The organism is Geobacter grbiciae, assembly GCF_018531165.1.
Taxonomy (GTDB): Bacteria; Desulfobacterota; Desulfuromonadia; order Geobacterales; family Geobacteraceae; genus Geobacter; species Geobacter metallireducens.
In genome coordinates this window covers 317,009-330,800 of the sequence record NZ_JAHDIW010000002.1, presented here as the reverse complement: position 1 = coordinate 330,800, position 13,792 = coordinate 317,009, and the positions used below count along the sequence as shown (strand labels likewise).

11 protein-coding genes, 1 tRNA gene and 1 pseudogene are annotated in these 13,792 nt (G+C 55.5%); 5 read left to right on the top strand and 8 right to left on the bottom strand.

The features are described 5' to 3' along the window. Positions 1-49: 49 nt before the first annotated feature. The 8 genes and pseudogenes from KJB29_RS19815 to gap form a co-directional block, all read right to left on the bottom strand. The gene (locus KJB29_RS19815; protein ID WP_425514109.1) at positions 50-307 is read right to left on the bottom strand and encodes a DUF6538 domain-containing protein; all 258 of its coding nucleotides are present in this window, start codon (positions 305-307) and stop codon (positions 50-52) included. A 4-nt stretch (positions 308-311) separates the two neighbouring features. Beyond that, positions 312-539: pseudogene (locus KJB29_RS04940) on the bottom strand (transposase); the annotation flags it as partial. Beyond that, entirely contained in the window at positions 520-1,350 is an 831-nt protein-coding gene (locus KJB29_RS04935) for a DUF6538 domain-containing protein (protein ID WP_343213538.1), read from the bottom strand. The gene KJB29_RS04935 and the pseudogene KJB29_RS04940, both read right to left, overlap by 20 nt. A gap of 100 nt (positions 1,351-1,450) precedes the next feature. After that, positions 1,451-1,537 (bottom strand) — tRNA-Leu (locus KJB29_RS04930). 61 nt (positions 1,538-1,598) lie between these two features. Beyond that, positions 1,599-1,994, bottom strand: a complete 396-nt coding sequence (secG, locus tag KJB29_RS04925; RefSeq protein ID WP_215733626.1) for a preprotein translocase subunit SecG — start codon at positions 1,992-1,994, stop codon at positions 1,599-1,601. A gap of 84 nt (positions 1,995-2,078) precedes the next feature. After that, complete coding sequence (gene tpiA, locus KJB29_RS04920; RefSeq protein WP_215733625.1) at positions 2,079-2,834, bottom strand: triose-phosphate isomerase; 756 nt, start codon at positions 2,832-2,834, stop codon at positions 2,079-2,081. A gap of 20 nt (positions 2,835-2,854) precedes the next feature. Further along, positions 2,855-4,051 (bottom strand): phosphoglycerate kinase, encoded by a 1,197-nt coding sequence (gene pgk, locus KJB29_RS04915; protein ID WP_215733624.1) that lies wholly within the window; start codon positions 4,049-4,051, stop codon positions 2,855-2,857. Between the two features lie 112 nt (positions 4,052-4,163). Continuing rightward, the gene (gap, locus tag KJB29_RS04910; protein ID WP_215733623.1) at positions 4,164-5,159 is read right to left on the bottom strand and encodes a type I glyceraldehyde-3-phosphate dehydrogenase; all 996 of its coding nucleotides are present in this window, start codon (positions 5,157-5,159) and stop codon (positions 4,164-4,166) included. A 225-nt stretch (positions 5,160-5,384) separates the two neighbouring features. Between gap and KJB29_RS04905 the strand changes: the two genes are divergently transcribed. The 5 genes from KJB29_RS04905 to purL all read left to right on the top strand — a co-directional run bounded on the left by KJB29_RS04905 (position 5,385) and on the right by purL (position 13,791). Continuing rightward, entirely contained in the window at positions 5,385-7,457 is a 2,073-nt protein-coding gene (locus tag KJB29_RS04905; RefSeq protein WP_215733622.1) for an ATP-binding protein, read from the top strand. Positions 7,458-7,585: 128 nt separating this feature from the next. After that, entirely contained in the window at positions 7,586-8,356 is a 771-nt protein-coding gene (locus KJB29_RS04900; protein ID WP_011365889.1) for an MBL fold metallo-hydrolase, read from the top strand. A gap of 73 nt (positions 8,357-8,429) precedes the next feature. After that, positions 8,430-9,725, top strand: coding sequence for an adenylosuccinate lyase (gene purB / locus KJB29_RS04895; RefSeq protein ID WP_215733621.1), 1,296 nt, complete (start codon positions 8,430-8,432; stop codon positions 9,723-9,725). After that, positions 9,718-10,800 (top strand): mechanosensitive ion channel family protein, encoded by a 1,083-nt coding sequence (locus tag KJB29_RS04890; protein WP_215733620.1) that lies wholly within the window; start codon positions 9,718-9,720, stop codon positions 10,798-10,800. Before purB ends, KJB29_RS04890 begins: the two co-directional genes overlap by 8 nt. After that, positions 10,801-13,791, top strand: coding sequence for a phosphoribosylformylglycinamidine synthase subunit PurL (gene purL / locus KJB29_RS04885; protein WP_215733619.1), 2,991 nt, complete (start codon positions 10,801-10,803; stop codon positions 13,789-13,791). The last annotated feature ends 1 nt before the right edge of the window (position 13,792 follow it).

Here is a 13,792-nt window from a genome sequence, read left to right as displayed (position 1 = left end):
GTTGAGCAAGGGGTTTAGTATGAGGGCGGGGGAGGGCTGACGTCGTGATTCACAGCTTCAGCTTGATCCTTCCGTTTCTTGGGAGGGGGTCTGGGGTTTGGTCAGGAGCAAGGAGGCCAGACCGGAGAAGGGAGGAGATGACAGTATACTTTTGGTACCGACCTGAGGCTAACCCTTGGGCTTGCTTCCTGTCAGCGGTCTTTAGGGGGGGCTTTACTGGCTTGACCCTCTCACCATGCAGGGAGCGGAGGTCTGGGGGTATCCACTGCCGGTGGTAATACCTACTGTTTCGTGTGAAGAGTTGTATGCTGTGTTCGGAAACCGTACGCTTTTCTGATAGTCAGTTTTGCTTTGAGGTTCAGACCCTCTACCGCGCCGCTGGAAAGTCGGCCTTTTGCCCTGAACCAGTTGAGAATCATCGGTTTGTGGTTGCGTAACATCCTGGCGACCTTCTTCATCGGTTCCAGGTCAGTTTGCATTGTCCTGGTCAACCAGTCGTCGAGGAATTTGCCGGCAAAGTCAGATCGCTGGTAGTCCCAGATCCCATAGATCAGAAAGTTTTGGCCTTGGCTTTGCCGCCTCGATTCTCTCCACTATCTGAGCCTGTAACGGAGTGTTCCGTTTCCCTTGCGCCTTCTCCAACTCGTGACGGAAGGCGTCAATCTGAGCTTGCAGAAGAGTTAGGCATACTGAGTTAAAAGAAGGAGGAGCGGGGGAGTTCCACGCTTCTATTTCCTCCGGTGTTGGTGGCCCTATCTCTTCGTCATGGTAATACACGTCAAACTCTGCGTCATACTGGGGAGGGCAGACGAACTCAGGATCGTTGAACCACTCAAACGGGGGAAGTTCTACGTCCAGCCTCTTCGTTTCAACAATTTGCTTTGCCCAATACCGCGTTGACTTACTGAAAAACTCCGTCGCTATTTCCTGCTCAAGCTCTTCAATTCGGCGCGTGTACCATGTGACGACCTCTGCAACGTCAGCGGTAGTTCTAGGGGTTTTCAGGCTCGTTTCGATCATGTCGGTATCGACTGGAGGGAAGAGGCCACTTTCTGAGCATATCCAGTCGATCACGTTGTTTCGGTTGTCCTTGTGCTCCGCAATCTTGCCGGTAAACTCACCGATCAGTTCAGAGGCCAGCATTTCAAGTTCCCTGTCAGTCAACATGCCTGTTCGTACCCTCAAAAAAGTAGTTTGTGCCCGGTGGAGTAGGGCGGTTGCCGCCGTTTTTGCCTCTTTGCGGTCGGAAGTCTTCAGACTCTTCTTTAGTTCTTTGCGCCCGATCAGCTCGCGCATGTCCTTCGGAACCCATACCCGGCAATAGTAGGTAGCTCCCCGTTTCAATAACATAAAAGGCTCCCTCGACTGTACCAATTACTGTACCAGCCGCAAAAGAGCCTTTTTGAACACGAAAAAACCCGTTGATAAATCAACGGGTTTCGCAGTTACTTGGTGCCGAAGGCGAGACTCGAACTCGCACGAGCTATTGCCCGCCACCCCCTCAAGATGGTGTGTCTACCAATTCCACCACTTCGGCAAGGAAAGACTTTATATCATTGTCTGATCTTAAAGGTCAATACTTTTTTGTGGCCTTTTATTTATTTTGTCTGAGGGGCCGACTCAGGGGAACGCTGAGATGGTTGCTGTGCCGGTGTCGATTGAACTGGCGCCTGCGGGGTGCCAGCCGGTTGCGTGGTAGACGGTGCTGATGTCTTCCGGGGCGCGGGGGCAACCGTTCCTTTTGGCATAATTGAAGAGGTTTCCGACTGTCCGGACAGGTAGGCAAGTGTAAGAGAAGTGAGCATAAAGATGATGGCTGCACCGGTCGTAAGCTTGCTCAGGAACGTGGTGCCTCCACCCGCGCCGAATACAGATTGGCTTCCCCCTGCACCAAAAGACGCCCCCATCTCTGCGCCTTTGCCCGATTGCAGCAGGACGATTGCGATAAGTGCGATGCATACCAGAATGTGAAGAATCGTGAGTAATATAGTCATAAGACGTAACTCCAGTGAACGTAGCAACCTGAAACTAATAGCACATCATTCAAGAAATGCCAATAGAGAATCAACCGTGGCATTTTACGCTTTATAGTTGACGATTGCTCCAAATGAGTCCGCCTTGAGGCTCGCCCCACCCACCAAAGCGCCGTCGATGTCAGGTTGATTCATGAGCCCTCTGACATTTTCCGGTTTTACGCTTCCGCCATAGAGTATACGAATAGCTTCGGCTGTCTGGACGGTAAACAGTTCGCCCACGACCTTGCGGATGAATGCATGTGCCATCTGTGCCTGCTCATCAGTGGCGGTTTTACCGGTACCTATGGCCCACACCGGTTCGTACGCAATTACGATTCTGGCAAGATCGTCCCTTGCGAGTCCGGCCAAACCATTTTCGACCTGGGTTTGGAGAACCTCAAAGGTCTTGTCTGCTTCACGTTCGGCAAGTGTTTCACCGATGCAGAAGAGGACTGTGAGACCTGCTGCAATGGCCGCCTTGATCTTCCGGTTGACGGTTTCGTTAGTTTCGCGAAAATACTGCCTCCGCTCGGAATGGCCAATTATAACATGGCTGCATCCGGCGTCCACAAGCATGCCGGGAGAAATTTCGCCGGTGAAGGCCCCTTCCTCTTCCCAGAAGCAATCTTGAGCAGAAAGCATTATGTTGCAATCGGCAATGGCTCGTTTAACGGCAGAAAGAACGGTAAATACAGGCGCAATAACGATTTCCACGTCAGTGGTTTTCTGGACGAGAGGGACCAGCTCGGCAACGAAATCTTGTGCTTCGCTGCTCTTTTTGAAGAGTTTCCAATTGCCAGCAATAATCGGTGTTCTCATGTCGTCACCCCGTTTGTTATCTACTTGCCGTTTTCTTCCAGTACTTTGATGCCGGGAAGATGCTTCCCTTCGAGGAGTTCTAGGAACGCGCCGCCGCCTGTGGAAATGTAGCTGATCTTCGCGTATTCCCCCGCGCGATGGACGGCTGAATCGGTGTCTCCTCCTCCGACGATGGTGAGAGCATAGGAGTTGGCCACGGCCGAAACCATGGCGAAGGTTCCGCGGGAGAAAGCATCCATCTCGAATACGCCCATGGGACCGTTCCAGATAATGGTTTTGGCGTTCTGGAGCGCTTCCGTGAAGAGTGTCACGGTTGCCGGTCCGATGTCGAGTGCCATCCACTCCTCGGGGATTTCCTGAATGGTGGTCACCTTGGTTTCGGCCTCGGGGTTGAAGCGATCGGCCGCAACGCAGTCGACCGGCAGATAGAATTTCACGCCCCTTTCACGGGCCTTGGTGTAGGTTTTGAGGGCGATTTCCAGCAGTTCTTCCTCTACCAGCGATTTGCCGACGTTATAGCCGAGGGCTTTGAGGAACGTGAAGGCCATGCCGCCGCCTATGATAATCTTGTCTACCTTGTTGACCAGGCTTTCCAATACCTCAAGTTTTCCGGAAACCTTGGCACCGCCGAGGATGGCGACCAAGGGTCTGATGGGCTTTTGCATCGCCTTTTCGAAATAATTCAGCTCATTTTTCATGAGGAAACCGGCAGCGACGACCGGGAAAAACTTCGTGATGGCTTCGACGGATGCGTGTGCCCTGTGGGAGACGGCAAAGGCGTCGTTGATATATATTTCACAGTTGTTGGCCAGGGCCTTGGCGAAATCGGCGTCATTTTTCTCTTCGCCCTCGTAGAAACGGACGTTTTCGAGTAGAAGGACATCGCCCGGTTTCATGGCGTCGATCATCTTCTTGACTTCATCGCCGATACAGTCGGGAGCCAGTTGCACTTCCTTGTTGAGCAGGCGCGAGAGGCGCTTGGCCGCCGGAGCCATGGAATACTTCGGTTTTCGCTCACCCTTTGGGCGACCCAAGTGGGATGCAAGAATTACCTTGGCGCCCGCATCAAGGGCAAAGTTGATAGTGGGAAGGACGGCCCGGATCCGGGTGTCTTCGGTTATATTCTGATGTTCATCCAGAGGAACGTTGAAGTCGACCCTGATAAATACCTTTTTCCCCTTGAGACTTTCGATTTCGTCGATATAGCGGATTGCCATGGTACCCTCCTGAAACCGTTGTGATAATGAAAACCATGTGCCAGAGGCAACGGATGCCGGGCTGAAGACAAAAAAAGGGGGGAATAATCCCCCCTGTGGGTTTGAGTAATTGTTATGCGATGAGTTTCATGAGATCAACGACACGGTGGGAGAAGCCTGTTTCGTTGTCATACCAGGAAAGAACCTTGACCATGTTCCCCTCGATCACCTTGGTGCAGCCGGCATCAACGATGGAGGAGAGGGGATTGCCATTGAAGTCGATGGAGACGAGAGGTTCCTCCGAAAAGCCCAGAACACCCTTGAGGGAACCCTTGGAGGCCTTTTTCAGGGCCGCGTTTACTTTGTCGGCATCTGCCTTTTTGGAAAGGGTAACAACGAGGTCAACGACCGAGACGTTGGGGGTCGGGACGCGAATTGCCATGCCATCCAGTTTCCCCTTCAACTCGGGCAGCACAAGGGCGACTGCCTTGGCAGCGCCAGTGGAGGTCGGAATCATGGACATGGCGGCCGCGCGGGCCCGGCGCAGGTCTTTATGGGGAAGGTCAAGGATCTGCTGGTCGTTGGTGTAGGAGTGAACCGTCGTCACCAAGCCTTTTTCGATGCCGAAGGTTTCGTGCAACACCTTGGCAACCGGCGCCAGGCAGTTGGTGGTGCAGGAAGCATTTGAGATGATGTTGTGCTTCTTGGGGTCATAGAGGTTGCTGTTGACACCCATGACGATGGTGATGTCCTCGTTGGTGGCAGGAGCGGAGATGATAACTTTCTTTGCGCCTGCTTTCAGGTGAAGTTCGGCTTTTTCACGGGAGGTGAACAGACCGGTTGACTCGAGGACCACGTCGATCTTTTCCTTCTTCCAGGGGAGTTCCTCAGGATTCCTTACGGCAAGGATCTTGATCGGTTTGCCGTTGACTATGATTTCGCCATTGCCGGCTTCGACTTTGCCGGGAAACGGTCCGTGAACAGAGTCATACTTGAGCAGGTGTGCCAGGGTCTTGGCATCGGTGAGGTCGTTGATGGCGACAAACTCGATACCTTTCTCCTTGATTGCCGCACGGAGTACGGAACGCCCGATTCTACCGAAACCGTTGATTGCAACCCTTAGAGCCATTGAACCCTCCTGTTGGTTTGATATGTTAGCCTTGGACGGCTTTAATTGTAAACTTTGCCATCATAATAAAGTAATTTGTTACGAGTCAACCTTTTTGTCCTTACTTGCTAGGGCATCTGCTCTTGGGAGATGCATTGGTTGAATTTTAAAGGTTATTGCTTTGAGGAAATGTGGTACTATGAATTCGCTTGATAAGCCTAACTAGCCGAATAATCAAATTAATTTATGAAAAAAACTCTAGAAAAAAGAATAATCATCTTCGCCTTCATTATTCTTTTTCTCACGATTGCCGCAAATTCAGGTATGGATATCGTGGGGTTCAGAAGAGACTACATTCAGGCCCTTATCATGAGGTCTCAAAGCCTCGGTTCATCTCTGCGGGCGAATTTGGAAAAGGTGGTGGGGCTCGGTATCGATGTCAAAGACATCGAGGGATTGAATGATAAATGCCGCGAAGTTGTCGCATCGAGCCCTGAAGTTGCCTACTGTATTATTACTGACAGTGAGGGGAATATCCTTCACCTGAACGATCCTGTCTACCGGAACATCCGTTTCGATATTATTCGAAGGGCATTTACAACCCGCCTCGATCAGAACATCCACCTCATCGGTGACGACGGTTCCTACTACGATACCGTTACGCCGGTTCGCTCCCCTGACGGAAAGCAAGTCGCCCTCATACACATTGGTTTTTCGGTACATGTCGTGTCCGCGAAGGTGCAGGTGATAATCATTCGTTCGCTACTCCTTCTTGCGGTTGTCTTCCTGGTCTCATTTTCGTTGGTGGTGATTTTTGTCAAGCGAAACATCGGCCAGCCCATTGCTGCTCTTCTGGCTGGTGTCAGGAAGGTATCGGAAGGAGAGTTCAATCACCGGATTAATCAATTGCCTGTTTATGAATTCAATGAATTGGCCAGCAGCGTGAATCTCATGTCTGATACCCTCAAGAATCGCGAAGAGGAGATACGGAGCAATTATCAGGAACTGGAAAATATCCACAACGACCTTCATTCCTCGTATCTCAAGCTGGAGAGCCTGAGCCTCGACCTGGAAAAATCGGAGGAACTCTACAAATCGCTTCTAGAAGATGCAAGTGATGCCATTGTCGTCACTGACGAAAACGACATGGTCAAGATGGTCAACAAAATGGCTGAAGACTTCTTTGGCCATGATGCGGCCGAACTTGTCGGATTATCCCTTAGTCGTATGCTCGCGCTGGTGGGAACCCAGAATTCCTCGATTGTCTACAATTTTTTTCAGGTGGCGGGGACTGGTAAGCATGTGGCGGAAGAAATTAAGTTCCTCAGGAAGGACAAAGAATTAGTGGTTGGTCTCATTCACGCCAACATCGTCACCATTGGTGCAGAACGGCTGATTCAGGCCATCATCCGTGACGTCACCCGTGAGCGAGAAATTCTGCTGAACCTTGAGAAGAGTGCAGCCGACTTGGCACGCCTTAATAAGATGAAAGATTCGTTCCTCGGCATAGCATCCCACGAACTCAAGACTCCCCTCACGGTTATCATGGGGTATGCGGAGCTTATCCTGACGGACCCGCCTTGCCAGGTCGATCCCAATATTATCGACATGGTGAACAACATTGCCGGTGCCGCTAACCGACTCGACAACATCGTCAAGGACATGGTCGACGTCTCGATGATCGACGAGAAACGGTTGCAGTTGAAACTCAGCGAGGTTGATGTGAACCGGTTGGTGGAGGATTCCCTGAATGAACTCCGTTTTTTTGTGTCCATGCGCAAGCAACAATTGGTTTTCGAGCTTGATGATGCTATTCCGGCCATCAAGGGGGACACGGTTCGACTTATGCAACTCCTTTCGAATGTGATCGGCAATGCCATCAAGTTCACTCCCGATGGAGGACGGATTATGGTTTCCACGCGAGCCAAGTATATTTTGCGCTCCAAGCAGATTCCAACGGTGGATCCGGTCCAGTCGCTGGTCAATATCGGCAAGGACCAGCATCTCTATGTGGAGATAACCGTGGCCGACACGGGGATTGGTATCGACATCGACGACCAGCTCAGAATATTTGACAAGTTCTATGAGGCGGGGAATATCGAGGAACACTCCTCGGGAAAAGTTGCCTTCAAGTCGCGTGGGGCCGGCCTCGGTCTCTCGATCTCCAAGGGAATAGTAGAAATGCATGGCGGTGAAATCTGGGTCGAATCGCCCGGTTACAACCCCGACCAATTTCCCGGCTCCACCTTTCACATCGTACTCCCCCTCAACCCCATAACCGGTGACGGGACCATCGATTATCTCAACCTTCTCAAGTAGTTTCCTTGTTGACTCATTAGAAAAATCTTCCGTGTTTAGCCTTGAATATACGCATCCTTTCCGGTATAAAATTTGAGTTTATTGAGCGATGGGGAATGGTGTCCCTGCAACCGATGGACGGAGGGTTTGTGAGGGTCTGTCTGCTTGCCAGCGGAAGCAAGGGAAATTCTTTGTTTGTCGAATCGGACGGGACCAGAGTCCTTATCGATGCCGGCCTTTCAGCCAGGGAAATTGTCCGTCGTCTAGCCGTTATCGAAGTTGAACCTGCTGACCTTGACGGGCTTTTCATAAGCCACGAGCACGTGGATCATGTGAGAGGGGTCGGAGTGCTTGCCCGGAAATACCGGTTGCCAGTCCATGTCAGTTACCCGACCCATCACGAGGTCCGGGAGGGATTCGGTGACGCCCCCGTGGTCGAATTCGAGTCGGGCTATTCGTTCGGCTTCAGGGATTTGCTCATCGACCCTTTCCCCATAACCCACGATGCCTGTGACCCGGTGGGATTCACCATTGAAAGCAAGGAAGGGAAGGTGGGGATTGCCACTGACCTCGGCACGGCGACACGGCTTGTGGCGGATAAGCTCAAGAGATGCCGTGTTCTCGTTCTCGAGTCGAACCACGATGAAGAGATGCTGATGGGCGGCCCCTATCCATGGCATCTCAAGCAGCGGATCAAGTCCCGTCATGGTCATCTGTCCAACAACGATTCGGCGGCACTTCTTGCCGAGGTCCTTCACCCCGGTCTAGAAGGTCTGTTCCTCGCCCACCTCTCCGAGGTCAACAACGACCCTGCCGTGGCCAAGGAAGTGGCGGAGAATCTTCTGGTCGCTCAGACCACCTGCTCGCCCCGCCTCATCGTCGGGGACCAATACCGTCCCAGTGAAACGCTGACCCTCTGACATCACTGCCGAGGGCTGGCACTCTATCGAGCGCCGGCCCTGTTATTTTGCCAAAGACGAAGGAGAATGCACCGTGATCGAACGCTACAGTCGTCCTGAAATGACCCGCATCTGGGAAGCGCGCAACCGTTATCAGAAATGGCTCGACATAGAAATCTTCGCTTGCGAGGCCCATGCCGAACTGGGCAATATCCCCCGTGAGGCCGTCGAGCGGATCAAGGCCAAGGCCAACTTCGACGTTGAGCGGATCGACGAGATCGAGCGAACCGTCAAGCACGACGTCATTGCTTTCCTCACCTCCGTCGCCGACTACATCGGCGACGATTCCCGCTTCGTGCACCTGGGTCTTACCTCCTCCGACGTTCTCGATACCTCCTTTGCCATGCTCCTGGCCGAGGCTTCCGACCTCATCATTGATGACATCAAGCGCCTCATGGAGGTGATCAAGCGCCGGGCCTTCGAGCACAGGGATACGCCCATGATGGGACGTTCCCACGGCATCCACGCCGAACCGGTTACCTTCGGCATCAAGATGGCGCTCTGGTACGACGAGATGCGGCGCAACCTCCGCCGGATGGAGTCTGCCCGCGAAACCATCGCCTACGGAAAGATTTCCGGTGCGGTCGGTACCTTTGCCAATATTGATCCGCGGGTAGAGGAATACGTCTGCAAGAAGGGAGGCCTCAAGCCTGCTCCCTGCTCGACCCAGGTGATCCAGCGGGACCGCCATGCCGAGTTCTTCTCGGCCCTAGCCATCATTGCCAGCTCCATCGAAAAATTCGCTGTTGAGATCCGCCATCTCCAGCGTACCGAAGTCCTGGAGGCGGAGGAATACTTCAGCAAGGGGCAGAAAGGCTCCTCGGCCATGCCCCACAAGCGCAACCCCGTCCTTTCCGAGAACCTCACCGGTCTGGCCCGCCTCATACGGGGCTACGCGGTTTCGGCCATGGAGAACGTGCCGCTCTGGCACGAGAGAGACATCTCCCACTCGTCGGTGGAGCGGGTCATCGGTCCCGATGCCACCATCGTCATGGATTTCATGCTCAACCGCTGCATCGGCCTCATCGACAACCTCGTCGTCTACCCCGAGAACATGATGCGTAACCTCAACCTCATGCGGGGGCTCATCTTCTCCCAGCGGGTGCTTCTGAAGCTGGCCAATGCGGGCGCATCCCGCGAGAAGGCCTATGAGCTTGTCCAGCGCAACGCCATGAAGGTCTGGGAGCAGGGGAAGGATTTCCAGGAAGAACTTCTGGCCGATGCCGACGTGCGTGGCTTTCTTCCCGAGGAGGAGATTCGCGAGGCCTTTGATCTCAACTATCACCTGAAGCATGTGGGCACCATCTTTACGAGGGTCTTTGGTGGATAACATCCTCAATTTCCTCCGGCTCGAGGAGTCAGATCACCTCCTTCTCTTCTGGTTGAAGGAGATCCTCGTAGCCGTTGTCATATTCACGTTTTTTTGGGGTCTTTCCCAGGTGGTTCGCTACATCCTCACCTCCTGGGTGCCCCGGTTGACCGCCTTTACGCGCACCGGCCTCGACGACCGGATCATCCAGCGGGTAACGCCGCCGGCAAGCCTCCTGGTGGTTTTCGCCGGCCTTTACTTTGCGGTACGGTCACTGCCGCTCCCCGAGAAGGCCCATGTGGTTTTGTCGGGAGCGGTATATATCCTCAACATTATCGTTGTCACCGTTATCGTGGAGCGGGTCATTGCGGAGCTCCTCGAATGGTACGGTGCGAAGCTCGCCGAGCGGCACGGTGCCGGAGTTGACCGGCAGATCATCCCCCCCCTGGAAAAGATCGTGACGATTTTTCTGGTGGGAATTGCCCTGATGGTGACGCTCAGGCACTTCGACTATGACATCGTGTCGGTGCTTACGGCTCTTGGCGTCGGCTCCCTCGCCATCGGCATGGCGGCCAAGGACACCCTGGCCAACATGATTTCCGGCTTTACCCTCATGGTTGACCGGCCGTTCCGGATCGGAGACCGGATACAACTCACCTCCGGCCAATGGGGAGATGTGAACGATATCGGCCTGCGCACCACCAAGATCAAGACCGTCGACAACACGCTTCTTGTCATCCCCAACTCCGAGCTCTGCAATACGACGCTTATCAACCTGGCATATCCCGACACGAGGGCCAAGGGGCGGATAAACGTGGGGGTCGGCTACGAAAGTGACGTGGAAAAGGTTAAGGGGATCATGATTCAAACGGCCCTCGACGTCCCCGAGGTGCTCCCCAATCCTGCTCCGGAGGCGTTTTTCGTTTCCTTTGGCGATAGTGCCCTCGGCATGTCGCTCTTCTTCTGGGTCGAGGATTATACGCGGCTCTTCGCTGTTACCGACCGCATCAACGAACAGATCATCAACCGGTTCAGGGAGCATGGCATCACCATACCCTACCCGACACGGACCGTGTTCCTGGAAAAGGAAAACTAAATGGCGAGACGAATCGAGATTGCCCTCAAGGAAGGCGTCCGTGACGCCCGTGGCGAGCGGATCAAACGCGAGATCGAGCATTTTCTCCATCTGCCGGTGGAAGCGGTGCGGACCATCGACGTCTACACCGTGGATGCGAAGCTTTCCGAGGAGGAGCTTGTCAAGGCCGCCTCGGAGCCCTTCTGCGACCCGGTCATCCAGGTCTGGAGCATCGACCGCCCCCTGGCTGCCGGTTTCGATTTCCTCGTGGAGGTGGGATACCGTCCCGGGGTTACCGACAACGTGGGGCGCACCGGCCGGGAAGCAATCGAGTACATCACCGGCCGGCCCATGGAGGCGGGGGAGGGGGTCTACACCTCGGTCCAGTACCTTCTGAGCGGGAAACTCTCCCGTGCCGACGTGGAGCGGATCGCCCGGGACCTCCTCGGCAACGCCCTTATCCAGCGCTTCGTGGTTCTGGACAGGGCCGAGTTCGCGGCCCAGGGGGGAGTGCCGGTTTCGGTCCCCAAAGTTCAGGGTGAAACCAAAGCCCAGGTCAGGGATATCGACCTGGAGGTTTCCGACGATGAGCTGCTGCGTATCAGCAAGGACGGGGTCCTGGCCCTGACCCTGGAGGAGATGAAGATCATCCAGGCCCACTACCGGGACCCGAAGGTGCAGGAGGAGCGCCGGAAGCAGGGTCTCGGCGTTAGACCGACCGACGTGGAACTGGAGTGCCTGGCCCAGACCTGGTCCGAACACTGCAAACACAAGATCTTCGCCGGCACGGTTCACTACGAGGATGAGCAGGGGAACCGGCAGGAGATCAAGTCCCTCTTTAAGTCGTTCATCCAGCGCACCACAAAGGACGTGCGGGAAAAGCTGGGCGACAGCGACTTTTGCCTCTCGGTCTTCAAGGACAACGCCGGCGTCATTCGGTTCAACGACGACTGGTCCTTGGTCTTCAAGGTGGAGACCCACAACTCTCCATCAGCCCTCGACCCCTACGGCGGGGCCCTCACCGGCATCGTCGGCGTGAACAGGGATCCCTTCGGCACCGGCAAAGGTGCCAAGCTCATCTTCAACACGGACGTTTTCTGCTTCGCCGATCCCTTCTACGATAAGCCCTTGCCGTCGCGGCTCCTGCATCCCCGGCGCATCTACGAAGGGGTCGTGGAGGGAGTCGAGCACGGTGGCAACAAGAGCGGCATCCCCACGGTGAACGGCTCTCTCGTTTTTGACGAGCGCTTTGCCGGCAAGCCCCTGGTTTTCTGCGGCACGGCCGGGATCATGCCGGCCACCCTGAACGGCGAGTTGGGCCACGAGAAAGCAATCAAGCCGGGTGACCTGATCGTCATGACCGGCGGCCGCATTGGCAAGGACGGCATCCACGGCGCCACCTTCTCCTCCGAGGAGCTGAACGAGAATTCTCCGGTTACGGCGGTCCAGATCGGCGACCCCATCACCCAGAAGCGGATGTTCGATTTCCTCATCCGTGCCCGGGACAAGGGGCTCTACCGATTTATCACCGACAACGGCGCCGGCGGGCTCTCCTCATCCATCGGGGAAATGTCGGGCGAGTGCGGCGGCTGCCGGATGGACCTGGAAAAGGCCCCCCTCAAGTATCCGGGGCTCGATCCGTGGGAGATTCTCATCTCCGAGGCCCAGGAGCGGATGAGCCTTGCGGTACCGCCCGAGAAGATTGACGAGTTCCTGGCCATGGCGAAGCGCTTCAACGTCGAGGCGACGGTACTGGGTGAGTTCACCGACAGCGGCTACTTCCATATCCTCTACGGCGACCGCACCGTAGCGTGGCTTCCCATGGAGTTCATGCACGAGGGGCTTCCCCCTATGCAGCTTCCGGCCAAGTGGGTGCCGCCTCGCCATGCTGAACCGTCCCTTCAGGTGAAAGGCGATTACACCGCCGATCTGAAGGCGCTTCTCGGTTCCCTCAACATCTGCTCCAAGGAATCGGTGGTTCGCCGTTACGACCATGAGGTGCAGGGGGGAAGCGTCGTGAAGCCCTTCACCGGCGTTGCCAACGACGGTCCCTCCGACGCCGCGGTAGTTCGGCCGATCCTCGACTCCTTCGAAGGAGTTGTGGTGGCCCATGGCATCTGCCCCCGCTACTCGGACATCGACACCTACCACATGACCGCCAATGCCATCGACGAGGCCCTGCGGAACTACGTGGCCGTGGGGGGCTCCCTTGACCTCGTGGCGGGCCTCGACAACTTCTGCTGGTGCGACCCGGTGAAATCGGAGAAGACCCCCGACGGCGAGTACAAGATGGCCCAGCTGGTGCGGGCGAATCAGGCCCTCTACGACGTCTGCCTTGCCTACAACCTGCCGCTCATCTCCGGCAAGGATTCCATGAAAAACGACTTCTACGACGGGGCTACCAAGATCTCCATCCCGCCGACCATCCTCTTCTCGGTCATCGGCAAGATAGAAGACGCCCGCAGAAGCGTCACCATGGATGCCAAGCGCCCCGGCGACGTCGTTTACCTCCTGGGGAGAACCGGCAACGAACTGGGAGGCTCCGAATATCTGGCATTGCAGGGTGTAATCGGCAACAACGTGCCGACGGTGAACCCCGAAAAGGCCCTCAAGCGCTACAACGCCCTGCACACGGCCATCACCGGCGGGCTTGTGGCCTCCTGCCACGACCTCTCCGACGGCGGCCTCGCCGTGGCCCTGGCCGAGAAGGCCTTTGCCGGCGGTTACGGTATTTCCGCGGATCTGGGCAATGTTCTCTGGACGGGCGACGACGCCATGCGCAATGATGCGGCTCTGCTCTTCTCCGAGTCGGCGTCACGGCACCTGGTTACGGTGCGTCCCGGGAACCGCGATGCTTTCGAGGCTATCATGGCGGGGAACTGCTTCTCTGCCATCGGTGTGGTGACGGAAGAGGGGGCGGTGCGTATCACGGGCCTTTCCGGCCAGGCGGTGGTCGAAGCAAGCATCGACGAACTGAAAGAAGCGTGGCAGAGCCCGCTGAGGGAGCTGTAAC

Coding starts and splice junctions, on each gene's coding strand:
- KJB29_RS04935 (WP_343213538.1), bottom strand. CDS start 1,350: ATGTTATTGAAACGGGGAGCTACCTACTATTGCCGGGTATGGGTTCCG.
- secG (WP_215733626.1), bottom strand. CDS start 1,994: ATGACTATATTACTCACGATTCTTCACATTCTGGTATGCATCGCACTT.
- tpiA (WP_215733625.1), bottom strand. CDS start 2,834: ATGAGAACACCGATTATTGCTGGCAATTGGAAACTCTTCAAAAAGAGC.
- pgk (WP_215733624.1), bottom strand. CDS start 4,051: ATGGCAATCCGCTATATCGACGAAATCGAAAGTCTCAAGGGGAAAAAG.
- gap (WP_215733623.1), bottom strand. CDS start 5,159: ATGGCTCTAAGGGTTGCAATCAACGGTTTCGGTAGAATCGGGCGTTCC.
- KJB29_RS04905 (WP_215733622.1), top strand. CDS start 5,385: ATGAAAAAAACTCTAGAAAAAAGAATAATCATCTTCGCCTTCATTATT.
- purL (WP_215733619.1), top strand. CDS start 10,801: ATGGCGAGACGAATCGAGATTGCCCTCAAGGAAGGCGTCCGTGACGCC.